Genomic DNA, 23180 nt, shown 5'->3' on the forward strand with positions numbered 1-23180 from the left:
GGCAGATCAAGTGTTCTTGCTGATCGAGATGGTGGGGAACTTGCTGGAGAAGTCCTTGGCCTGCTGCGCGATCTTCACGGCTACATCGCGCGCCACCTTCTTGTAGATCTGCGCGACCTCGCCGTCAGGGTCGGCCACCACGGTGGGCTTGCCGCTGTCGGCCTGCAGGCGGATGTGCATGTCCAGCGGCAGCGCGCCCAGGTAGTCCATGCCATAGTCGGCGGCCATCTTCTTGCCGCCGTCGGCGCCGAAGATGTGCTCCACATGGCCGCAGTTGCTGCACACGTGCACGGCCATGTTCTCCACGATGCCCAGGATGGGCACGCCCACCTTCTCGAACATCTTGATGCCCTTCTTGGCGTCCAGCAGCGCAATGTCCTGCGGCGTGGTGACGATCACCGCGCCGGTCATGGGCACGCGCTGGGAGAGCGTGAGCTGGATGTCGCCCGTGCCCGGCGGCATGTCGATGATGAGGTAATCCAGGTCCTTCCAGTTGGTCTGGCGCAGCAGCTGCTCCAGCGCCTGCGTGGCCATGGGGCCGCGCCAGATCATGGCCTCGTCCTGGTCCACCAGGAAGCCGATGGACATGACCTGCACGCCGTAGTTCTCGAGCGGCTCCATGGTCTTGCCGTCCTCGCTCTCCGGGCGGCGGCTGATGCCCAGCATCATGGGCTGGCTGGGGCCGTAGATGTCGGCATCCAGCACGCCCACGCGGGCGCCTTCAGCGGCCAGCGCCAGGGCCAGGTTGGCGGCCGTGGTGCTCTTGCCCACGCCGCCCTTGCCCGAGGCCACGGCGATGATGTTCTTCACCTGCGGTAGCAGCTGTACGCCCCGCTGCACCGCGTGTGCGATCACCTTGGTGTTGATGTTGACCGACACGTTCTCCACACCCGCCACTGCCTTGGCAACGGCGATGAACTGGCGGCGCAACTCGGGCACCAGGCTCTTGGCGGGGTAGCCCAGCTCCACGTCGAAGGCGACATCGCCGCCGTTGATCTGCACATTGCGCACCGCGCGCGTGCTCACGAAGTCCTTGCCCGTGTGCGGATCCTGGACGCCGGCGATCGCCGCCAACAATGCCTGTTCTGTGAGTGCCATGGTTGTGTGGTTTGCTGAAGAGAAAGCCGGAGTCTAGCCAAGCGGCCTTGGCACTGGCGCGCCTGTGCCTTTGTTTGCCTACAGCCCACGCAGCTGGCGCGCCACGCTGCGCAGCATGCCGATGAACGCCAGCAGCCAGGCCAGCAGCGCCACGGCAAAGAACAGCCGGGGCAGCGCATCCAGAAAGCCAAAGGCCATGGCCTGGTCCATCTGCCAGGTGCAGGCCGCGTACATGCCCAGCGGAAACACTGCGCCCCAGTACAGCGGGTCGTAGCGCAGCGGAAAGCGGCGCACGCCGTGGCGCCAGATGCCCAGCAGCACCAGCATGGGAATCCACCAGGTGCCCGCGGCCCAGTAGAACACCGTGAAGCCCTTGAGGAACGGCAGCAGCGACACCAGGAACGGCGCCTGTGGCGCGTTCAGGATCAGCAGCGAGCCGGCCAGCGTGGAAATGGCCATGGCCCCCATGTTGATCCAGTACGGCGGAGACAGGTCGCCGGGTGAGAAGGGAAAGAACAAGTAGCGGTAGAAGATCAGCGCCATCATCCAGATGTAGAGCATGCCGCCCCACAGCCACATGGACAGCGCCAGCAGGTTGAGCTCCAGCCGAAGCGGCTGGCCGATGCGCGCGGCCAGCAGGGCGCTGGACACGGCCAGCGCCTGCGTGGACACCACGGCCAGCAGCCAGGCACCGCTGATGCCCCGGTCCAGCGGAGGTTTGTCCCGGCGGATGGTGAAGGCCGTGAAGATGGTGTAGGTCAACACTAGCCACAGCAGCGCCGCCAGCGCCCATAGCGCGAAGCCCAGCGGCACATGGCCCAGCAGCACGATGCACTGGCTGGCCAGGATGCCCGTGGCAGCCACCATGGTGAAGTAGCCGGTCCCGCGCGCGTGGTCCACCATGTCGCCAAAGAAACGCCGGGGATAGCGCCAGGCCCGCAGTACATACAAGACCCACAGCACCACGTACTGCACGGCATTCAGGGCCAGCAACGCGCGCGCCAGCAGGGGATGGCCCAGCATGTCCGCAGCCAGTGAAACGATGCCTGTGGCCATGACCAGGCCGAAGTAGGCAGGCGACAGCTCGCGCAATCCCCCCTGCCCCGCCGGAGTAGCCAGCTGCGGCGGCGACCCCGGCGGCGTGTTCAACGCAGCTCCAGCCGTGCCGGCCCCGCCTGCACGCTGCCGATCACCGCCGCCTGCGCGAAGCCCTCGCGCGCGAACACCCCGAGCACGTCCTGCACGCTGTCCGGCGCGCAGGCCACCAGCAGCCCGCCCGAGGTCTGCGGGTCCGTCACCAACGCCTGTGCGGTGGCCGGCAGGCCGGCGGCCAGCGCCACGCCCTCGCCATAGCCGGCCCAGTTGCGGCCGCTGGCGCCGGTCACGAAGCCCGCCGCGGCCAGGTCCGCCACGCCGGGCAGCAGCGGCACGCGCGACCAGTCGATCTGCACCGTGACGCCCGCGCCGCGCGCCACCTCCAGCGCATGGCCGGCCAGGCCGAAGCCCGTCACGTCGGTGATGGCGTGCACGCCGGGCAGCTCGGCCAGCAGCGGGCCGGGGGTGTTGAGGCGCGTGGTGGCGGCAATCATCTCGCGGTAGTGGGCGTCGGCCAGTTGCTCCTTCTTCAGCGCGGCCGAATACACGCCCACGCCCAGCGGTTTGCCCAGCACCAGCACGTCGCCCGGCTGGGCGCCGGCGTTGCGGCGCACCCGGTCCGGGTGCACCAGGCCCATGGCCACCAGGCCGTAGATGGGCTCGACCGAGTCGATGGTGTGGCCGCCCGCGATCGGGATGCCCGCCGCGCGGCACACGTCCTGCCCGCCGCGCACGATGGCGCCGATCACGTCCAGCGGCAGCGTGTTCACCGGCATGGCCACCAGCGCCAACGCCACGATGGGCTTGCCGCCCATGGCGTACACGTCGGACAGCGCGTTGGTGGCGGCGATGCGGCCGAACTCGTATGGGTCGTCCACGATGGGCATGAAGAAGTCCGTGGTAGCCACCAGCGCCTGGCTCTCGTTCAGGCGGTACACGGCCGCGTCGTCCGAGGTCTCGATGCCCACCATCAACTCGGGCGGCATGACGGCGCCCGCGCCGCTTTGCTGCAGGATCTGCGACAGCACGCCCGGCGCGATCTTGCAGCCGCAGCCGCCGCCATGCGACAGCGAGGTCAGGCGCGGATGGGAAGGGGCGGCGGTGGGGGCGGAAGCATTCATGGCAAACAGGGAAAAAGCGCGGTGACGGACAATGGCGCCTGCCCCGACGCACAAAAGTGTGCCGCGGGCGCGCCGCGCGCATCATCCCAGATTCGCACCTACCCGGCTTTGTTCAGCACCGCATTCCCGTGTCCCACCACCGCCCCATCCGTCCCGAAGACCGCCACCAGTTCGACGCCCTCATCGACGCGCGCTCGCCCGCCGAATACGCCGAGGACCACATCCCCGGCGCGATCAACTGCCCGGTGCTGAACGACGAGGAGCGCGCCATCGTCGGCACCATCTACGTGCAGCAAAGCGCCTTCGAGGCGCGCCGCGTGGGCGGGGCCATGGTGGCGGCCAACCTGGCGCACCACCTGCGCACGCATTTCGCCGACAAGCCTGCGCACTGGCGCCCGCTGGTCTACTGCTGGCGCGGCGGCATGCGCAGCGGCTCCATGGTGCAGTGGATGCGCCTGGTGGGCTGGGACGCGCAGCAGCTCGCCGGCGGCTACAAGTCCTTTCGCCGCCATGTGATGACGCAGATCGAGACCCTGGTGCCGCAGCTGGAGCTGCGCGTGCTGGTGGGCGCCACCGGCAGTGCCAAGACGCGCGTGCTGCAGCAGCTGGCCGGCATGGGCGCGCAGGTGCTGGACCTGGAGCACTACGCCCGCCACAAGGGCTCACTGCTCGGCGCGCTGCCGGGCGTGCCCCAGCCATCGCAGAAAAATTTCGAGACACAGATCGCCACCGCACTGGAGGCGCTGGACCTGTCCCGCCCCGTGTATGTGGAGGGTGAGAGCGCGCGCATCGGCCGCCTCACGGTACCCGTGCCGCTGGTGCAACGCCTGCGCGCCGCCGCGTGCATCGAGATCGAAGCCACGCCCGAAGAGCGCCTGGCCTACCTGCTGCGCGACTACGCTTACCTGGGCGACGACCCCGATGCACTGGCCAAGCGCCTGGGCACGCTCACCGAGCTGCAGGGCAAGGAAGTCGTGCAGCGCTGGCAGGCCTGGGCCCGGGCGGGGGAGCTGTCCGCGCTGTTCGCCGAGCTGATGCTGCTGCACTACGACCCGCATTACGGACGCTCGCAGGCGCGCAACTTCACGCACTGGGAGACACGCCAGCGCGTGGGCGCGCCGGACCTGTCGCCAGAGGGCATCGCCGGTGTGGCACAAGCCGTGCTGGCGCTGGAATAGTTCGGCGTCAAATCAAGCTGCAGCGCTTTATGGATAAGCGCAAGCAGCTATCATTTTTGAAACCCTCTCGCGCACATGAAATCCCGGCGATTCGTGCGGGAACACGCCGCCTTCGGCTAGGCTCAAACCCACCTCATTCCTCAAGGACTCCTTTGTGAAACTGAAGATGGCCCCGAACTCGGGCTTCGCAATCCTGCTGCGCTCGCCCTGGTGGGTGAGCTTTGCCATCGCCGCCGCCATCGTGCTCGTCTGCGGCGCGCTGCTGCCGAGGGACATCGCCCCGTTCGCCGCCATGGGCGCGCTGCCGATCGCCGTGATCGGCTGCATCGCCGCGTGGCGCCAGTGGCGCGCCCCCAGCGCCGCGCGCGTTCAGGGTGCCCTGCAGGCCGCTGCCGCCATGCCGTGGAAGGATTTCGCCAACACGCTGGAGCGCGCATGGCGCACCGAGGGGCACGAGGTGCAGCGCCTGGCCGGCCTGCACGCGGACCTGCGCATCACGCAGGGCGACCGCGCGGTGCTGGTGGCCGCACGCCGCTGGAAGGCCGCCACCCATGGTGTGGAACCCCTGCGTGAACTGCACGCCCAAGCGCAGCAGCAAGGCGCGCAGGCCGTGTACGTGGCGCTGACCGGCACCGTGAGCGAGACCGCACGCAGCTTTGCGCGCGAGCATGGCGTGGTGCTGCTGGAGGGCGATGCCCTGGCTGCCCTGCTGCTCAAGGCCACGCCCGCAGGTTAAAAAAAGGCGCAACCCAAGCCGCGTGGCTCCATGACCCACTCCCCTGCCCCTGCGCACACCGGCCTGGTGCTGATGGGCGGCGGCGCGCGTGCCGCCTACCAGGTGGGCGTGCTGCAGGCGATTGCCGACCTGCGGCTGGCTTGCGGCGAGCGGCGCGGGCCGGGGCCATTCGGCATCCTCACCGGCACCTCGGCCGGCGCCATCAACGCGGCGGCCCTGGCCTGTGGCGCGGACCAGTTCGACCGCACGGTGCGGCGCCTGGCGCGCGTGTGGACCCAGTTCCATGCCCGACAGGTGTACCGCGCCGACTCCCTGAGCGTGATGCGCAGCGGCGCACGCTGGCTCACGCTGCTGTCGCTGGGCTGGGCCCTCACCCGTTGGAGCCGCATGCGCCCGCACTCGCTGCTGGACAACGCGCCGCTCGCGCAACTGCTGGACCAATTGGTGCCACTGGCGCGCGTGTCGCGGCTGATCCGCGCGGGCCACCTGCGCGCCCTGGCGGTGACAGCGTCCAGCTACAGCTCGGGCCAGCACGTGGCGTTCTTTGACGCCGGAGACGCCCAGGAGCCCTGGGTACGCTCATTGCGCAAATCCGCGCGCGGCCCCATCACGCGCAACCACCTGCTGGCCTCGTCGGCCATTCCCTTCATGTTCCCGGCAGCGCCACTGGCCATCGACGGGCACACCGAATACTTCGGCGACGGCTCCATGCGCCAGACCGCGCCGCTGGCGCCCGCCATCCACCTGGGTGCGCGGCGCCTGCTGGTGGTGGGCACCAGCCGCACCTATGAGCCGCCGCGCCCCTGCATGGCTGGCACGCAGCAGCCCTACCCGGCGCTGGCCCAGGTGGCGGGCCACACGCTGTCCAACATCTTTCTGGATGCGCTGTCGGTGGATATCGAGCGCGCCCAGCGCATCAACCAGACGCTGGCGCTGATTCCGCCCGAGGCGCGCAGCCACAGCCCGCTGCGGCCGCTGGAGCTGCTGGTGTTCGCCCCCTCGCGCAACCTGGACGAGATGGCGGCACGGCATGTGTGCGATCTGCCGGGGACCATCCGCACCCTGCTCAGCGCGCTGGGCGTGCGCGCCGACCGGCCTGACGCGGGCACCGGCGCGCTGGCCAGCTATTTACTGTTCGAGCGCGGCTACACGCGCGAGCTCATGGCACTGGGCCACGGGGACGCGCTGGCGCGGCGCAGCGAGATCTGCGCCTTCTTCGGCTGGCAGGACCACGGCAATCCCGTGCGGGCGCCGCGGAACTGACACGCCCTAAAATCGAGGGTTGCGCCTCGAAACCCGAGGCGACTGGAGAGCCGCCCCCGATGACCGCACGCAAGATCTTCGTCACCACCGCCCTGCCGTATGCCAACGGCAATTTCCACATCGGCCACATCATGGAGTACATCCAGGCCGACACCTGGGTGCGCGCGCAGCGCATGCAGGGCAACGCGGTCAATTTCGTCGGCGCGGACGACGCCCATGGCGCGCCCATCATGATTGCCGCCGAGAAGGCGGGTAAGACGCCCCAGCAGTTTGTGGCCGACATCGCCGCCGGACGCAAGCAATACCTGGATGGCTTTCACATTGCCTTCGACAACTGGAGCAACACCGACAGCCCGGAGAACCACGAGCTGTCCCAGCAGATCTACCTGGACCTGAAGGCCGCCGGCTTCATCGAGACGCGCACCATCGAGCAGTTCTTCGACCCCGAGAAGAACATGTTCCTGCCCGACCGCTTCATCAAGGGCGAGTGCCCGCGCTGCCATGCCAAGGACCAGTACGGCGACAACTGCGAGGTCTGCAGCTCGGTCTACGCGCCCACCGACCTGATCAACCCCTACTCGGCGCTGTCGGGCGCCAAGCCGGTGCTCAAGACCTCCGAGCACTTCTTCTTCAAGCTCTCCGACCCGCGCGCGGTGGAGTTCCTGACCGAGTGGACGCAGAACGGCCAGCATGTTCAGCCCGAAGTGGCCGCCAAGATCAAGGAATGGTTCGGCACGCGCACCAATCCCGACGGCACGACCAGCGAAGGTCTGGACGACTGGGACATCTCCCGCGACGCCCCCTATTTCGGCATCGAGATCCCCGATGCGCCGGGCAAGTACTTCTACGTGTGGCTGGACGCCCCCGTGGGCTACCTGGCCTCGCTCAAGAACCTCTTGAACAAGCGCGGCGAGGACTACGACGCCTACATGGCCGACCCGCAGCTGGAGCAGTACCACTTCATCGGCAAGGACATCATCACCTTCCACACGCTGTTCTGGCCCGCCATGCTGAAGTTCAGCGGCCGCAAGACGCCCACGAAGATCTGCGTGCACGGCTTCATGACCGTGAACAACGGCGAGAAGATGAGCAAGAGCCGCGGCACGGGGCTGGACCCGCTCAAATACCTGGCCCTGGGCATGAACCCCGAGTGGCTGCGCTACTACCTGGGCGCCAAGCTCAACGGCAAGAACGAAGACATCGACTTCAACCCCGAAGACTTCATGGCCCGCGTGAATTCCGACCTGATCGGCAAGTACGTGAACATCGCCAGCCGTGCCGCGGGCTTCATCTTCAAGCGCTTCGGCGGCAAGCTGGGCGAAGTCAGCGCCGATGGCCAGGCGCTGCTGGCGCAGCTGCGCGAGCAGGCCGGTCCCATCGTTGCAGCCTACGAGGCGCGCGACACGGCCCGCGCCGTGCGCGAGACCATGCTGCTGTGCGACCGCGTGAACAGCTACGTGGACGCCAACAAGCCCTGGGAGCTGGCCAAGCAGGAGGGCATGGAGGCGCGCCTGCAGGACGTCTGCACCACCTGCATCGAGGCCTTCCGCATCCTGACGATCTACCTCAAGCCCATCCTGCCGCAGGTGGCTGCCGAGGTGGCCCGCTTTCTCATCGTGCCGCCCGAGCAGTTTGCCGAAGTGGCCCAGCCCCTGGGCGCCGGCCACCAGATCGGCCAGTACCAGCACCTGATGCAGCGCGTGACGCAGGAGCAGTTGGACGCGCTGTTCGAACCCCCTGCTCCCGCAGTCGAAAAGGTCATCCCTGGCGGAGAGGAAATCGCCCCGACGATCACCATCGACGACTTTGCCAAGGTGGACCTGCGCATCGCCAAGATCGTGAAATGCGAGGCCGTGGAAGGCTCCACCAAGCTGCTGCGCCTGACACTGGATGCGGGCGAAGGGCAGACACGCAACGTCTTCAGCGGCATCGCCAGCATGTACAAGCCCGAGGACCTGCAGGGCAAGCTCACGGTGATGGTGGCCAATCTGGCGCCGCGCAAGATGAAGTTCGGCCTGAGCGAGGGCATGGTGCTGGCCGCCAGCCACGCCGACGAGAAGGCGCACCCCGGCATCTTCGTACTGGAGCCCTTCCCCGGTGCGCAGCCGGGCATGCGCATCCACTGATGCCCCAGCCTCGGCGATCGCGCCAGCCCCTGCGCCTTGCGGCTGCAGGGGTTTTTTTGTGCGCCTTGCTTTCGGGGTGCACGGTGGTGGCGGTGGGTGCAGCCGCCGTCAGTGTCACGGCGACCGCCGTGGGGCTGGCGGCCGACGCCGCCGTGGGCACGGCCAAGGTTGTCGGTAAAGGCGTGGGCAAGGCCTATGACGCGATGATCGACGAAGAAGACCACAGCGGCATCACCATCCGCTACCGCGAAGGCGGCGCACCGCAGCCGCTGCCGGATGCCCCGCCGCAGGAGCAGGCGGCACCCACGCCTGAGGCGCTGCCGTAGCCGCTGCGCGCGTAGCCTGGCGGCACCCGCCACAGGACGGACGCATGGTCACGCCGAGGGCTCGCCCGGTGGCCGCGCGGCCTGCCGCCACAGCCCCGGTGTGCAGCCTGTCCAGCGGCGAAAGGCCCGGTTGAACACGCTGGGCTCCGCGAACCCCAGCGACTGGCTGATCTCGCCCAGCGGGCGGTCCGCCTGCGCCAGCGCGTGCAGTGCGGCCTGGTGCCGCGCCGCGTCCAGTACGGCGGTGTAGCTCAAGCCCAGCGCCTGCATGCGTCGCGCCAGGGTGCGCTCGCTCAGTCCCAGCGCTGCCGCGGCCTGGGCGCGCTCGGGGGCCTTGCCGTGCAGCGGCGCTTGCAATTGATCGGCCATCCATGCGTGCAGCGCCTGTGCAAGGTCGGCCGGCGCTGACAGTGCCGCCAGCCGTGTCGTCGCATGTTCGCGGTGCAGGCGCGCGAGCTGCTCGTCGGCCTGGGGCAGCGGCGCGTCCAGCAGCGCGTTGTCCAGCAGCACGCCGCTGAAGGCCTGCTCGAATTCCACGGCGCAGCCGAAGGCCTCGCGGTAACCCGCCAGCGGCCCGATGCGTGCCTGGCTGAACTGCACCTGCCGCGGACGCACCACCTGTCCCGTGACCCACCGCGCAAACGCCACGACCGCGGCCAGCACCGCCTCGATCTGGTGCGGGCTGAATGCCAGCGCGCCCTGGCGCGGGTGGTACACCACCCAGCTGGCGGTTTCGCCCGCGATCATCTGGAAACGCCCGCCGTCGCTGATGAGGCGCTGGTACTGCTGCACCGCGGCAATGGCCGCGCGCAGGCTGGACGCGGACTGCAGCAGGTAGCTCACCACATTGAAACTGCCCGGCCCCACCTGTGCCCCCACCTTGAGGCCAAAACCCGAATCCTGCGTGCAATGCACGGCTGCGCGCCACAGCCGCGTGATGTGGTCAATGGGCCAGCGCTCGTGCGCCAATTCGGCCGGTGCGATACCCGCCTGCGCCAGCAGGCGCTCGCGCGCCACGCCCGCGCGCTCGGCGGCGGCCAGCACGGTGTTCACCCAACTCATCGAAACGCTGGCCTGCAAGGTCAATTTCTATGGCCTCCAAAGTCTATGCCGCGCCATGATATGCCGCTATCTTGGCCGGCAGTGCGCCACACAGAGCGCGCAAGGAGACAGCCGCATGGCAATCCAACATTCCGACACCGTCGTCATTGGCGGCGGCCTGGCCGGCATCGTGGCCGCGCTGGAGCTGCTGCGCGCGGGCCAGCGCGTCACGCTGGTGGACCGCGACACGCCTGAACGCTTCGGCGGCCTGGCGCTGTGGGCCTTCGGCGGCATGGCCCTGGTGGGCACGCCGCTGCAGGCAAAGATGAAGATCCCCGACACGCCCGAGCGTGCGCTGGCCGACTGGCTGCGCTTTGGCGAGCTGGACGCTGACGACCACTGGCCCCACGCCTGGGCGCGCTACTACGTGGAGCATTCGCGCGTGCAGGTGCACGACTGGCTGCTGCAGGAGGGCGTGAAGTTCATGCCCGCGGTGAACTGGGTGGAACGCGGCCTGCAGGGCGAGGGCAACAGCCTGCCGCGTTACCACATCGTCTGGGGCACCTCGCGCGAACTCACGCGCTGCCTGATCGCGGCACTGCGGCGTGCGGGTGAAGGCAGCAGGCTCACACTGCTGCACGGCCACCGCGCCACGGCACTGGACCACCAGGGTGGACGGATCTCCGGCGCCGTGGCGGTGAACGAAGCCACGGGCGAAGAGGTGCGGCTGCACGCCCCGGTGGTGGTGCTGGCCATGGGCGGCATCAACGGCGGGCACGAGGAGACCCGCGCCAACTGGCCCCATGGCCGGCCGCGCCCCGCCGCCATGCTCAATGGCGCGCACCCCTTCGCCGATGGCAAATTGCACCGCCACGCCGCCACGCTGGGCGCGCAGATCACCCACGCGGGCGAGATGTGGAACTACGCCGCGGGCTTTCCACACCCGTTTCCGCATTTCGACGGGCACGGCCTGTCGGCCATCCCGTGCAAGTCGGCGCTGTGGCTGAACCACCGGGGCGAGCGCATCGGCCCCGCGCCGCTGGTCACCGGCTTCGACACGCACTGGCTGTGCCAGCGTGTGGCCGCGCAGGAAAAGCCCTGGACCTGGCACCTGCTCAACTGGCGCATCGCAGCCAAGGAATTCGCCATCTCCGGCGCCGAGCACAACCAGCGCATCCGCGACATGCAGTTCCCGAAGTTCCTCAAGGAAACGCTGCTGGGCAACCACCGCCTGGTGCGGCAGATGCAGCGGCAGAGCCCACATTTCCTGGTGGACGACACGCTGGCCGGGCTGGCCGCCAAGATGAACGCGCTGACCGCCTCGCTCGACGTGCGCCCGGATGTGCTGCAGGCCACGGCCGATGCGTTCGACGCCAACTTCGCCCACGGCAGCAAGCTGCACAACGACGACCAGATCCGCCGCATCCTGCACGCGCGCCAGTGGGGGCCAGACCGGCTGCGCACCTGCGCGCCCGCGCCGCTGCAACAACCCGGCGCGGGGCCGTTCATCGCCATCCAGATGCAGCTCATCACGCGCAAGAGCCTGGGCGGGCTGCAAACGGACCTGCACAGCCGCGCGCTCGACGGCGCAGGCCAGCCCATCGACGGGCTGTACTGCGTGGGCGAGGCGGCAGGTTTTGGCGGCGGCGGTGCGAACGGCAAGCGCTCGCTGGAAGGCACCTTTTTGCCCGGCTGCATCCTCACCGCACGCGCAGCGGCGCGCGCCATCACCGGGAGGGCCGGCGCATGAGGGGCTACCCCGTATCGGTCGCCGACTGGCGCCGCCTCGCAGCGCAGCGCCTGCCACGCTTTCTGTTCGACTACATCGACGGCGGCGCCAGCGACGAGCGCACGCTGGCCGCCAACGTGCAGGACTTCGCCGCCCTGCGCCTGCGCCAGCGCGTGCTGGTGGACGTGGCGCAGGTGGACACACGCGCCCCCCTGGCCGGCCAGCCCTGCGCGCTGCCGCTGGCGCTGGCACCCATCGGCCTGGCGGGCATGGCCGCGCGCCGGGGCGAGGCGCAGGCCGCGCGCGCGGCGCACGCAGCGGGCGTGCCATTCACGCTCTCCACCGTGGGCATCTGCCCCATCTCCGAGGTGGCGGCCGCCGCCGGTACGCCTCCCTGGTTCCAGCTCTACATGCTGCGCGACCGCGGCGCCGTGCGCGCACTGCTGGACGGTGCCTGGGCCGCCGGCTGCCGCACGCTGGTCTTCACCGTCGACCTGCCGCTGCCCGGCATGCGCCTGCGCGACATCCGCCACGGCATGGCCGCGAGCGGCGCGCGCCCTGCGCTCATCCGCGCCGCACAGGTGCTGGCGCGCCCCGGCTGGGTGCGGGACGTGGCGCTGCGCGGCCAGCCGCTGCGCTTTGGCAACCTGACCGCGCAGGTGCCCGGCGCGCGCGACCTGGGCGCCTTCAAGGCCTGGGTGGACGCGCAGTTCGACCCCAGCGTGACGTGGCGCGACATCGACTGGCTGCGCAGCCAGTGGCAGGGCCGCCTGCTGCTCAAAGGCATCCTGGACGTGCAGGACGCCCAGGCCGCCGTGCAGGTGGGCGCGGACGGCATCGTCGTCTCCAACCACGGCGGGCGCCAGCTCGACAGCGTGGCCTCGACCGCCGCCAAGCTGCCCGCCATCGCCCAGGCCGTGGGCGCGCAGACCGAGGTGCTGGTGGACGGCGGCGTGCGCAGCGGCGTGGATGTGTTCAAGGCCCTGGCGCTGGGCGCGCGCGGCGTGCTCATCGGCCGCCCCTGGGTGTGGGCGCTGGCGGCGCAGGGCGAGGCGGGCGTGCACACCCTGCTGGCCCAGTGGCAGCGCGAGCTGCTGCTGGCCATGACGCTGGCGGGCGTGACGCGCGTGGCCGACATCGGATCCCAGCACCTCGACACGGATTGATAACGAAAAACGGCTCCAGCGCTTACCCATCAAGCGCTAGCAGCTATGAATAAGGAAGCAAGGAGATTCCCATGAACGGCGCACAAGCCCTGCTCAAGACCCTGGCCGATGCCGGTATCGAGGTCTGCTTCACCAACCCCGGCACGAGCGAGATGCACTTCGTCGCCGCGCTGGACAGCGAGCCGCGCATGCGCGCCGTGCTGGCGCTGTTCGAGGGCGTGGCCACCGGCGCGGCCGACGGCTACGCGCGCATGGCGGATAAGCCCGCCGCCACGCTGCTGCACCTGGGCTGCGGCTTGGGCAACGGCCTGGCCAACCTGCACAACGCACGCAAGGGCAAGGTGCCGGTGGTCAACATCGTGGGCGACCATGCCACGTACCACACGCAGTACGACGCGCAGCTGCAGTCCGACATCGAGACCGTGGCGCGCAACGTCTCGCCCGGCTTCGTGCGCACCGCGCAAAGCACTGCGGCCCTGTGCCAGGACGCGGCAGATGCCATTGCCGCCGCGCGCGGCCTGCCGGGCCAGGTGGCCACGCTGGTCCTGCCCGCCGACGTGTCGTGGGGCGAGGGCGGCCAGCCCTGCCTGCCCCCGGCGTTGCCGGCGCCCACCGCTGCCAGCGACGAAGCCGTGCAGGCCATCGCACAGGCCATCCGCTCGGGCGAAAAGACCATCGTGCTGCTGGGCGGCCACGCGCTGCGCGAGGGGGCGCTGCGCAGCGCCGCGCGCATTGCGGCCCACAGCGGCGTGCAGTTGCTCGCCGAGGTGTTTCCCACCCGCATGGAGCGCGGCGCGGGCCTGCCCGCCGTAGAGCGCGTGGCCTACCTGGCCGAGCTGGCCGGCGTGCAACTGGCGGGCGCGCGGCACCTGGTGCTGGTCGATGCGAAGTCGCCCGTCTCGTTCTTCGCCTACCCCGGCAAGGCCAGCGACCTGGTGCCCGCGGGCTGCACGGTGCACACCCTGTGCAGCCCGGCGCAGGACGCGGCGGCGAGCCTGGACAAGCTGGCCGCCGCGCTGGGCGCCAGCGCCACGCAGCCGCCCCTGGCCCTGGCGCAGCGCCCCGGCCGCCCGCGCGGGCCGCTCACCGCGCCCAAAGTGTGCAAGGCCGTGGGCCACCTGCTGCCCGAGAACGCCATCCTCATCGACGAGGCCATCACCTCCGGCCTGATGCTGGGCGTGATGACGGCGGGCTGCCCGCGCCACGACCTGATCACGCTGACCGGCGGCGCCATCGGCCAGGGCCTGCCCAATGCCGTGGGCGCGGCCATCGCCTGCCCCGACCGCCCGGTGATCGCACTGATCGGCGACGGCACGGCGATGTACACCCTCCAGGCGCTGTGGAGCATGGCGCGTGAGAACCTGCATGTGGTGTCCGTGATCTTCAACAACGCCAGCTACTCGGTGCTGAACGTGGAGCTGGAGCGCGTGGGCGCCGAGAAAGCGGGCCCCAAGGCCAAGTCGCAGCTCGACCTGAAGGGCCCGGTACTCAACTTTGCCCAGCTCGCGCAGGGCATGGGCGTGCATGCGGTGCGCGCCAGCACGGCCGAGGACTTTTGCCAGGCGCTGGAATACGCGCTGGCGCACCCCGGGCCGCACCTGATCGAAGCACTGGTGCCCGAGTCGCTCGCCGGCCCGAAGCGCAAGGTGCTGCCCTGGCTGCTGCGCGCCCTGCCCAGCCTGCCGCCGCAGGTGGCGCGCGCGCTCAAGCGCAAGATTGCGCCGTAAGGCGGCCGAGAGCCCCACGCAAGAAAGCCCCGCACCGCGGGGCTTTCTTTATATGCATGATTTCAGCCTCTAGCGCTTTCCAGACAAGCGCGAGCAGCTCACTTTTTCATAACAACGGCATCAACCGCCCTGGTAGCGTCCCGGCCGGTGGCTGACCCACAGGAACACGCACATCACCACCGTGGCGAGCACCGACCAGGCCACGCGCTGCCACGGCACCACGCACAGCGCCAGCAGCACCACGCAGCAGTCGATGGCCAACTGCACCTTGCCCGCGCGGATGCCGTGGCGCTGCTGCGCGTAAAGCGACACGATGGTCGCGCCGCCCAGGCTGGACTGGTGGCGCGCCAGGAACAGCACGCCCGTGCCCATCAGCAACCCTCCGGCCACCGCGGCGAACGCCGGGTGCAGGTAGTCGATGTGGAACACGCGCGGCGCCAGCACCATCACCAGCGACAGCATGGCCACGCAGACGAACGTCTTGAGCGTGAAGACGCGCCCCAGGTGGCGCCAGGCAAACCAGTAGAACGGCAGGTTGATGAGGAAGTACACCGCACCGAACGACCAGCCCGTGGCGTAGTGCAGCACGAACGCCAGCCCCGCCGTGCTGCCCGTGAGCAGCCCGGCCTGGGCGTACATGAGCATGGCCAGCCCGACGAACAGCGAGCCGGCGAACAGCGCCTGGGCGTCCTCGAACGGGCCGTGGCGCAGGGTGGCGTTGGAAGAGGGAACGTGCGCCGCGCCAGCGGGCGCGAGTGCGGAAAGAGACGATTGGGCGTGCAAAGTGTGTGCGGTGCGGCTGGCCATGGTGTGGTTCCTGAGCATCCTGCGGGTCGGCGCTGGTGGCGCCGGGGCGCAATCATCTCATGGAAAACCCTAGGTCTGCTGGACACCCGCGCCCGTCCCTCCCCGCCCGCGCATTTCAGGGCGGCTTCAGGAAGCGGCCCAGGATCGGATCAAGGACCGTCGTGCAGCTTCTCGGTGCTGGCCGCACGCAGCACGCGCCCGTCGGCGCCGAACACCACGGTGAACAGCTTCTCCTGCGCGGGGGCGTCGGTCCAGTGCCAGTCCCACTCGGTCTCCTGCTTGAGCTCGTAGGTCACCTGCTTGCCGGGCTTGCCCAGCAGGCGGCGCACCTGCTCCTGCGTCATGCCGGGCTGCACCTTGGCGAAGTGGTGCGGTGCCAGCACCTGGCGCAGCGCGCTCATCTTGCCGTCGGTGCCGATGGTGATCATGTAGTTGCGCCGCCCGGCCGGCTGGCGGTTGTACTCCAGGGTGCGCGAGCCGTCGGCCTCCTGCCAGACCTGCTCGGGCTCGCCAAAGCGCGCGCGTACGTCTTGCTCGGTGGAGACGCCCTCTTCCAGTTCGCGGATGCGCTGCTCGTCGCAGCCCGCCAGCAGGGTGAGCAAGGCCAGCACGGAGGCGCCCGCGCCCTTGAGCCAGTGGTGAAAAGCCATCGGTAGGTCCATCCTCATGGTGATCGGCCGCCCGGTCGCGGCGCACAGGCTGCACTGTAGAGCGTCCACGGGCCTGCCGCACGGGCCGTCGCCCAGGGGCCGGGGCTAAAATGCGCGGTTACCAAGAGGCTCACGCACCGCACCATGTCCTTCTTTCGCCGCCCCGACTACGAATCCGACACCACCCAGTTCATCAAGCAGCTCAAGGCCCAGAAGCCCGAGCTGGATGCCCAGCAGCAGGCCGGCCGCGCCCTGCTGTGGGACAAGCAGGTGGACCACGATGCCTGGCAGGACTACAACGCCGGGCGCATCCCCCAGCAGCCCTACGTGTACCAGTCGCGCTCCTGAGCGCGCCACACATCAAATCAGGCTCCAGCGCCCATGCAGCAAGCGCTGGCAGCTATTGAATAAATAGTAAGCTCCATGGCCGCTCCGCGTCTCGCCGCGACTGCCGCCGACGGTGCGCCGCCGGCCTCTGGCGACGGCCTGCCGCAGGTGGTGGACCAGGTGGCGCTGGCGCGCCTGTATGGCGAGCCCCTGTTCGCGCTGCCGCAGGACCTGTACATCCCGCCTGACGCGCTGGAGGTGTTCCTGGAGGCCTTCGAAGGCCCGCTGGATCTGCTGCTGTACCTGATCCGCAAGCAGAACTTCAACATCCTGGACATCCCCATGCTGGATGTCACGCGCCAGTACCTCGGCTACGTGGAGGAGATCCGCAGCCGCAACCTGGAGCTGGCGGCCGAGTACCTGCTGATGGCGGCGATGCTCATCGAGATCAAGTCGCGCATGCTGCTGCCGCCCAAGAAGCAGGAAGGCAGCGCCGAGCCCGAGGACCCGCGCGCCGAACTGGTACGCCGCCTGCTGGAGTACGAGCAGATCAAGCTGGCCGCCATGCACCTGAACCAGGTGCCGCAGTACGGCCGCGACTTCCTCCGCGCGCAGGTCACCATCGAGCAGAGCCTGCAGCCGCGCTTTCCGGACGTGAGCCTGACCGACCTGCAGGAAGCCTGGCGCGACATCTTGAAGCGCGCCAAGCTGGTGCAGCACCACAAGATCACACGCGAGGAACTCTCGGTGCGCGAATACATGAGCCATGTGCTCAAGGCGCTGCAGGGCCGGCGCTTCGTGGAATTCGAGGAACTGTTCCAGCCCGAGAAGGGCGGCACCGTGCTCGTGGTGACCTTCATCGCCCTGCTGGAGCTGGCCAAGGAAACCCTCATCGAGATCACCCAGGCCGAGGCGTTCGCACCCATCTACGTGCGCCTGGCCTATACGCCTGTCTGATCGCCCCCATCCCCCTCGCCACGGCCGGGTGGCTGCGGCGCACATTGCCATGACCTCACACGACTTCGACGTACTCATCGTAGGCAGCGGCCTCGCAGGGCTGACCGCCGCGCTGCAGCTGGCGCCCACCCACCGCGTGGCCGTCCTCACCAAGCGCCAGTTGGCCGACGGCGCCAGCGGCTGGGCCCAAGGCGGCATCGCCGCGGTGCTGGCGGAGGGCGACAGCTTCGAGTCGCACGTGCAGGACACGCTGGTGGCCGGCGCCGGCTTGTGCGACCTGGCGGCCACACGCTTCGTGGTGGAGAACGCGCCGCAGGCCATCCGCTGGCTGCAGGGCCTGGGCGTGCCGTTCTCGCAGGAAGAGGGCGCCCTGCACCTCACGCGCGAAGGCGGCCACAGCGCGCGGCGCATCGTGCACGCCACCGACGCCACGGGCGCGGCCGTGCAGCGCACGCTGATCGACGTGGTGCGCGCCACGCCCGGCATCACGCTGTTCGAACACCACACCCTGGTGGACCTGATCACCAGCGCCAAGCTGGGACTGGCTGGCGCGCAGCGCTGCCTGGGCCTGTACGCGCTGGACGAGGCCACCGACGAGGTACTCACCTTTCGCGCACCGCACACCATCCTGGCCACGGGCGGCGCGGGCAAGGTGTACCTGTACACCACCAACCCCGACACGGCCACGGGCGACGGCATTGCCGCGGCCTGGCGCGCGGGCTGCCGCGTGTCCAACCTGGAGTTCATCCAGTTCCACCCCACGTGCCTGTACCACCCGCACGTCAAGAGCTTCCTCATCACCGAGGCCGTGCGTGGCGAGGGCGGGCAACTCAAGCTGCCGCCGCAGGCCGGCGGCACGCGCTTCATGCCCCAGCACGACGCGCGCGCCGAGCTGGCGCCGCGCGACATCGTGGCGCGCGCCATCGACTTCGAGATGAAAAAGCACGGCCTGGACTGCGTGCACTTGGACATCTCGCACCAAAGCCCCGCGTTCCTGCAGGAGCACTTTCCCACCATCCTCGCGCGCTGCGCGGAGCTGGGCATCGACATCACGCGCGAGCCCATCCCCGTGGTGCCCGCCGCGCACTACACCTGTGGCGGCGTGCTGACCGACCTGGCGGGCCGCACCGACCTGCACGGCCTCTTCGCCATTGGCGAGACCGCCTGCACCGGCCTGCACGGCGCCAACCGCCTGGCCAGCAACTCGCTGCTGGAATGCATGGTGTTCGCGCGCGCCGCGGCCGCGCACATCCAGCAGGCGCAGCGCGCGGACCTGCCCGCGCTGCCCGCGTGGGACGACAGCCGCGTGACCGACGCCGACGAGTGCGTGGTCATCTCCCACAACTGGGACGAGCTGCGCCGCTTCATGTGGGATTACGTGGGCATCGTGCGAACCACCAAGCGGCTGGAGCGCGCGGCGCACCGCATCGCGCTGCTGCAGGGCGAGATCCAGGAGTTCTATGCCAACTTCCACGTCACGCGCGACCTGCTGGAACTGCGCAACCTGGTGCAGGTGGCCGACCTGATCGTGAAAAGCGCGCAGATGCGCCATGAAAGCCGCGGCCTGCACTTCAGCCGCGACTGGCCCGACGTGGCCGCCCCCGCCGCGCCCACCATCCTGGTGCCGCCCGCACGCTGACCCCTTTTCACAATCCAAGGAGATTCCATGTACCGCACCCTGCTCAAGTCCAAGATCCACCGTGTGAAGACCACGCACTGCGAGTTGCACTACGAAGGCTCGTGCGCCATCGACGAAGACCTGCTGGAGGCCGCCAACATCTGCGAGAACGAACAGGTGCACATCTGGAACGTGGACAACGGCGAACGCTTCGTCACCTACGCCATCAAGGGCCAGCGTGGCAGCGGCATGATCTCGGTGAACGGATCGGCCGCGCGCCGCGCCTGCGTGGGCGACCTGCTCATCATCGCGGCCTTCGCCCAAGTGGCAGAAGCCGACGTGGCCGCACACCAGCCGCAACTGGTGTTCGTGAACGACCAGAACCGCCAGGTGGAACTGCGCCACCACGTACCCACGCAGGCACTTTGATCCACCCCCCTCCACTCCCGGGAACACACCATGCCCCATCTGACCATCGAATACTCCAGCAACCTGCCCGGCTATCCCGAGGCCCAGGCACTGGCCGATCTCAACGCGTCCCTGTGCGCCAGCCCTGAGATCCTGGACGAAGCCGACCTCAAGTCGCGTTTCGTGCGCACCAGCGGCAGCTTCCAGATCGGCACGCAGCCCGCCAACCGCGCGTTCGTGCATGCGCAGCTGCGCCTACTGTCCGGCCGCAGCCCCGAAGCCAAGAAAGACCTGGCGGGTCGCATCGCCGAGGTGTTGCGCCGCCACACCCCGCACCCTGCGGGCGTGCTGGTACAGCTCAGCGTGGAGATCGTGGACATGGACCGGCCGAGCTACGTGAAGGAACGCCTGTAAGCACCTGGGAATCCGGAATGTAAAAAAGAAACCGCTGTGCTCTGAGAGTCACAGCGGTTGGGGTGCCTGCCCGGCCCGGCCGTTCCTCACCGGGAGAACGCCGCCGAGGCACGGCGCACGGCATGTGCAGGCTGCTTACGCACGCACCCGCGCTGCCTCCGTGCGCACGTCCCCACTCCCCGGCCGTCCCTGCGGTGGGGCCGAGCCTATGGAACAAACAACTTCGCGCAATCCTGCACCAAGTGGGAAATTCGGCGGGTTCAGCAGGTTCAGCGGGTTTTGCCGTAAACGCCGATATGCGCGGGTGCGGAACCACCGCCTTAGCAGGCGGGCCCCGCTTAAGGCATCCCGTCCAACGTCGCGTCCAGCCAGCCGCGCAGGCTGTTGATGAAGGCCCAGCCCTGCACGCGCGGCAGATCCTGCAAGCGCACCACGGCTTCCACCATGCGTCCCTCACGCAGGGCGACGGCGCGGCCCACACCGGGCAGCAGGCCACAGGCCAGCGGCGGCGTGACCCAGCGACCGTCCAGCAGCAACGCCAGGTTGCCGAAGGTGCCCTCGGTGATCTCACCCGCCGCGTTGTAGAGCACGGTGTCGAACCCACCGCCGCCCGCCGCCGGTGCGAAAGCGGCGTAGTGCGCGCGGCGCGTGGTCTTGTGCCGCGTGAATTCGCTGTGCGCCTCGGTGAAGGGGCGATCAGCCAGTGCCAGCCGCACGGGCATGGGCGTCGCGGCCAACGCGAAGGCTTCGGCGCGCGGCACGCCGTGTGCGTTCAGCAGCAGGCGCACACGCCAGTCGCCCTGCGCATGGGAAGCGGCCAGTGCATCCAGGCAAGCCTGCACGCGCGCGGCATTCCAGGGATAGCCAAAGTGCACGGCGGCGGCCTGCATGCGCGCCAGGTGCTCCGCGCGGTGGCGCAGCACGCCGGCATGCAGCCCCAGCGTTTCCAACAGGTCGAACGGCGCGCTGGCGCGATCCACGAAGGCGCGCTTGGCCGCCCACTCGCCCCACTCGGCCGCCGGGTCGGCGCCCCAGACGATGCCGCTGCCGATGCCGCAGCGCGCGTGGCCGCCCCGCAGCTCCACGGTACGGATAGGGACGTTGAAGGTGGCGGCGATGGCGCCCGCGCCCGCCGCCGGATCGGGCCGCACCACGCCCACCGCGCCGCAGTACACGCCGCGCGGGCCGGTCTCCAGCGTGGCAATCGCGCGCATGGCTTCCACCTTGGGCGCACCCGTGACCGAACCGCAGGGAAACAGCGCGCCGAACACGTCGGCCAGCCGCGTGCCGGTGCGCGTGCGCGCCACCACGTCGGAGGTCATCTGCCAGACGGTGGGCAACTGCTCGGTGTGGAACAGCGCCGGCACGCGCACGCTGTGCGGCGCGGCGATGCGCGAGAGGTCGTTGCGCAGCAGATCCACGATCATCACGTTCTCGGCGCGTTCCTTGGGGCTGCCGCGCAGCGCTGCGGCCTGCGCCGCATCGGCCTCGGGCGTGGCGCCGCGCGCGGCCGTGCCCTTCATGGGACGGGTGAGGATGCCGCCCGCGCCCGTGGGCCCGGAGCGCCAATCGAAGAACAGCTCGGGCGACACCGACAGCACCTGCGTGCCTACGCCGTCGTCAAGGTGCGCCGCGTAACCGCCGGGCTGCGCGCGGCGCAACGCCGCGAACAGTGCCTGCGCGTCGCCTTGCCATGTGCCCATGAGCGGTGCGGTGTAGTTGACCTGGTAGTAGCGCCCCGCCGCGATGCCCTGCTGGATCTGCGACAGCGCTGCATCGAATGCGGCGCGTGGCAGCGCCTGCGTCCAGTCGATGGTCGCCGTTCCCGCGGCCTCGTGCGCGGGCCAGGGCGCGGGGGCGTCGTACACCGCGAACCAGGCGAGCGCGGGCGCGCCCTCCCCTTGCGCCTCGGCATGCACCGCCAATGCCGGGTCGAACGCGGGCGCGGCCTCGTAGCGCACCCAGCCCACGCACCAGTGGCCGGCGCGCGCCGCGGCTTCCACCGCATGCAACACACCCGTCACTTCCTGCAGACGTGCAGCCACCAGCACCTGGCGCGGCGACGCGAAGGCGTGGCGCAGGCGCGGCGCGGCGGCGTCGCGCGGATCGGCAAAATCGATCAGCGATGTGGTGGGCATCAAAACAGGCCGTAGCGCTTATCCATCAAGCGCGAACAGCTACTCAATTTATAGCAACCAAACACCCCGTCAGGCCGCCCCGAAATGCGGCACCAGCGCACCCGCGGGCTGCCCGCTCTTGAGCGCCGCGGTGAAGGCCAGCATGCGGTCGATGGGTTGGCGCGCGCGCGGGATCAGCGCGGGGTCCACATGGATGGCGTTGGCGCCGGTCTCCAGCACGCGCGCCACGTCGGCCAGCCCGTTCATGGCCATCCAGGGGCAATGCGCGCAGCTCTTGCAGGTGGCGCTGTTGCCGGCGGTGGGGGCCTCGTGGAAGGTCTTGCCGGGGTTGAGCCTGCGCAGCTTGTGCATCATGCCGTTGTCGGTGGCGACGATGAACTCGCGCGCGTCCATTTCACGCGCAGCCTGGAGGATGGCGGACGTCGAACCCACGGCGTCGGCCAGGGCCACCACCTCGGGCGGGCTCTCGGGGTGCACGAGCACCTTGGCTTGCGGGTGTTCCTTCTTGAGCAACTCCAGCTCCAGCGCCTTGAACTCGTCGTGCACGATGCATGCACCGTTCCAGAACACCATGTCGGCGCCCGTTTCGCGCTCGATGTAGGCGCCCAGGTGGCGGTCGGGGGCCCACAGAATCTTGTGGCCCGCATCCTTGAGCGCACGCACGATGTCCAGCGCGCAGCTGGACGTGACCAGCCAGTCGGCACGCGCCTTCACGGCGGCGCTGGTGTTGGCGTAGACCACCACCGTGCGCTCGGGGTGCTGGTCGCAGAAAGCGCTGAACTCGTCGATGGGGCAGCCCAGGTCCAGCGAGCAGGTCGCGTCCAGGTCGGGCATGAGCACGGTCTTCTCGGGGCTGAGGATCTTGGCCGTCTCGCCCATGAAGCGCACGCCGCTCACCACCAGTGTCTGCGCCGCGTGGTCGCGGCCAAAGCGCGCCATCTTCAGCGAATCGCTGACGATGCCGCCGGTTTCCTCGGCCAGGTCCTGCAGGTCCGGGTGCACGTAGTAGTGCGACACCATCACCGCGTTCTTCTCTTTCAGCAGGCGGCGGATCTTGTCCTTGAGCGCGGCACGCTCGGCGGGCGATAACTCGGGCGGCACACGCGCCCAGGCGTGCTTAGTGGAGCAGGTGGCGCCGTCCGCGCCCGCGAGGGGCTGTTCGTACTCGACGTCCTTGATGGCGGTCGTATTCATGGCAATGCTCTCGCCGCCGGGGCGCGACGGCTTCACGAGGGGGAATCGATTGTCGCGCCTT

General features: G+C 69.4%; 21 protein-coding genes. 13 read left to right on the forward strand and 8 right to left on the reverse strand.

Annotation, left to right across the window (positions count from 1 at the left end; translation table 11 throughout):
• Positions 1-6 precede the first annotated feature (6 nt).
• From apbC to selD, 3 genes are all read right to left on the reverse strand, one after another.
• Positions 7-1098, reverse strand: coding sequence for an iron-sulfur cluster carrier protein ApbC (gene apbC / locus DTPSY_RS14025; RefSeq protein ID WP_015914116.1), 1092 nt, complete (start codon positions 1096-1098; stop codon positions 7-9).
• Between the two features lie 78 nt (positions 1099-1176).
• On the reverse strand, positions 1177-2247 hold the full coding sequence (locus DTPSY_RS14030) for a tellurite resistance/C4-dicarboxylate transporter family protein (RefSeq protein ID WP_015914117.1): 1071 nt from the start codon (positions 2245-2247) through the stop codon (positions 1177-1179).
• Positions 2244-3314, reverse strand: a complete 1071-nt coding sequence (gene selD, locus DTPSY_RS14035; RefSeq protein ID WP_015914118.1) for a selenide, water dikinase SelD — start codon at positions 3312-3314, stop codon at positions 2244-2246. The genes DTPSY_RS14030 and selD overlap by 4 nt, the downstream gene beginning before the upstream one ends.
• A 128-nt stretch (positions 3315-3442) precedes the next feature.
• Here selD and mnmH point away from each other — a divergent pair, with 128 nt between their 5' ends.
• From mnmH to DTPSY_RS14060, 5 genes are all read left to right on the forward strand, one after another.
• Positions 3443-4492: a tRNA 2-selenouridine(34) synthase MnmH gene (mnmH, locus tag DTPSY_RS14040; RefSeq protein ID WP_015914119.1), complete on the forward strand. Its 1050-nt coding sequence runs from the start codon at positions 3443-3445 to the stop codon at positions 4490-4492.
• 166 nt (positions 4493-4658) lie between these two features.
• Positions 4659-5228 (forward strand): restriction endonuclease, encoded by a 570-nt coding sequence (locus DTPSY_RS14045; RefSeq protein WP_015914120.1) that lies wholly within the window; start codon positions 4659-4661, stop codon positions 5226-5228.
• 30 nt (positions 5229-5258) lie between these two features.
• Entirely contained in the window at positions 5259-6491 is a 1233-nt protein-coding gene (locus tag DTPSY_RS14050) for a patatin-like phospholipase family protein (protein ID WP_015914121.1), read from the forward strand.
• A 59-nt stretch (positions 6492-6550) separates the two neighbouring features.
• Positions 6551-8617, forward strand: a complete 2067-nt coding sequence (gene metG / locus DTPSY_RS14055; RefSeq protein WP_015914122.1) for a methionine--tRNA ligase — start codon at positions 6551-6553, stop codon at positions 8615-8617.
• A 56-nt stretch (positions 8618-8673) separates the two neighbouring features.
• Positions 8674-8943, forward strand: a complete 270-nt coding sequence (locus tag DTPSY_RS14060) for a hypothetical protein (protein WP_238526541.1) — start codon at positions 8674-8676, stop codon at positions 8941-8943.
• A gap of 48 nt (positions 8944-8991) precedes the next feature.
• On the opposite strand, the gene DTPSY_RS14065 is transcribed toward DTPSY_RS14060, so the two are convergent.
• The gene (locus DTPSY_RS14065; protein ID WP_015914124.1) at positions 8992-10005 is read right to left on the reverse strand and encodes an AraC family transcriptional regulator; all 1014 of its coding nucleotides are present in this window, start codon (positions 10003-10005) and stop codon (positions 8992-8994) included.
• 115 nt (positions 10006-10120) lie between these two features.
• Between DTPSY_RS14065 and DTPSY_RS14070 the strand changes: the two genes are divergently transcribed.
• From DTPSY_RS14070 to DTPSY_RS14080, 3 genes are all read left to right on the forward strand, one after another.
• A complete protein-coding gene (locus tag DTPSY_RS14070) occupies positions 10121-11734 on the forward strand; it encodes an FAD-dependent oxidoreductase (RefSeq protein ID WP_015914125.1) in 1614 nt (537 codons plus the stop codon).
• The gene (locus tag DTPSY_RS14075; protein WP_015914126.1) at positions 11731-12879 is read left to right on the forward strand and encodes an L-lactate dehydrogenase; all 1149 of its coding nucleotides are present in this window, start codon (positions 11731-11733) and stop codon (positions 12877-12879) included. The genes DTPSY_RS14070 and DTPSY_RS14075 overlap by 4 nt, the downstream gene beginning before the upstream one ends.
• 71 nt (positions 12880-12950) lie before the next feature.
• Complete coding sequence (locus DTPSY_RS14080; protein ID WP_015914127.1) at positions 12951-14606, forward strand: acetolactate synthase large subunit; 1656 nt, start codon at positions 12951-12953, stop codon at positions 14604-14606.
• A gap of 120 nt (positions 14607-14726) precedes the next feature.
• Here DTPSY_RS14080 and DTPSY_RS14085 read toward each other — a convergent pair whose 3' ends face one another.
• Complete coding sequence (locus tag DTPSY_RS14085; protein ID WP_015914128.1) at positions 14727-15413, reverse strand: YitT family protein; 687 nt, start codon at positions 15411-15413, stop codon at positions 14727-14729.
• A 149-nt stretch (positions 15414-15562) separates the two neighbouring features.
• A complete protein-coding gene (gene bamE / locus DTPSY_RS14090) occupies positions 15563-16063 on the reverse strand; it encodes an outer membrane protein assembly factor BamE domain-containing protein (protein WP_015914129.1) in 501 nt (166 codons plus the stop codon).
• 144 nt (positions 16064-16207) lie between these two features.
• Between bamE and DTPSY_RS14095 the strand changes: the two genes are divergently transcribed.
• The 5 genes from DTPSY_RS14095 to DTPSY_RS14115 all read left to right on the forward strand — a co-directional run bounded on the left by DTPSY_RS14095 (position 16208) and on the right by DTPSY_RS14115 (position 19787).
• The gene (locus tag DTPSY_RS14095; protein WP_015914130.1) at positions 16208-16411 is read left to right on the forward strand and encodes a DUF3460 family protein; all 204 of its coding nucleotides are present in this window, start codon (positions 16208-16210) and stop codon (positions 16409-16411) included.
• A 75-nt stretch (positions 16412-16486) separates the two neighbouring features.
• Positions 16487-17347 carry a segregation and condensation protein A gene (locus tag DTPSY_RS14100; RefSeq protein ID WP_015914131.1) on the forward strand — a complete coding sequence of 287 codons (861 nt, stop codon included), beginning with the start codon at positions 16487-16489 and terminating at the stop codon, positions 17345-17347.
• 49 nt (positions 17348-17396) lie between these two features.
• Complete coding sequence (gene nadB, locus DTPSY_RS14105; protein WP_015914132.1) at positions 17397-18986, forward strand: L-aspartate oxidase; 1590 nt, start codon at positions 17397-17399, stop codon at positions 18984-18986.
• Between the two features lie 27 nt (positions 18987-19013).
• Entirely contained in the window at positions 19014-19394 is a 381-nt protein-coding gene (gene panD / locus DTPSY_RS14110; protein ID WP_011806592.1) for an aspartate 1-decarboxylase, read from the forward strand.
• A 30-nt stretch (positions 19395-19424) separates the two neighbouring features.
• On the forward strand, positions 19425-19787 hold the full coding sequence (locus DTPSY_RS14115; RefSeq protein WP_011806593.1) for a 5-carboxymethyl-2-hydroxymuconate Delta-isomerase: 363 nt from the start codon (positions 19425-19427) through the stop codon (positions 19785-19787).
• Positions 19788-20125: 338 nt separating this feature from the next.
• On the opposite strand, the gene DTPSY_RS14120 is transcribed toward DTPSY_RS14115, so the two are convergent.
• Complete coding sequence (locus DTPSY_RS14120; RefSeq protein ID WP_015914133.1) at positions 20126-21925, reverse strand: chorismate-binding protein; 1800 nt, start codon at positions 21923-21925, stop codon at positions 20126-20128.
• A gap of 69 nt (positions 21926-21994) precedes the next feature.
• On the reverse strand, positions 21995-23119 hold the full coding sequence (gene nadA / locus DTPSY_RS14125; protein WP_015914134.1) for a quinolinate synthase NadA: 1125 nt from the start codon (positions 23117-23119) through the stop codon (positions 21995-21997).
• Positions 23120-23180 lie beyond the last annotated feature (61 nt).

This window comes from [Acidovorax] ebreus TPSY, from assembly GCF_000022305.1.
In the GTDB taxonomy this organism is placed as follows: domain Bacteria; phylum Pseudomonadota; class Gammaproteobacteria; order Burkholderiales; family Burkholderiaceae_C; genus Diaphorobacter; species Diaphorobacter nitroreducens.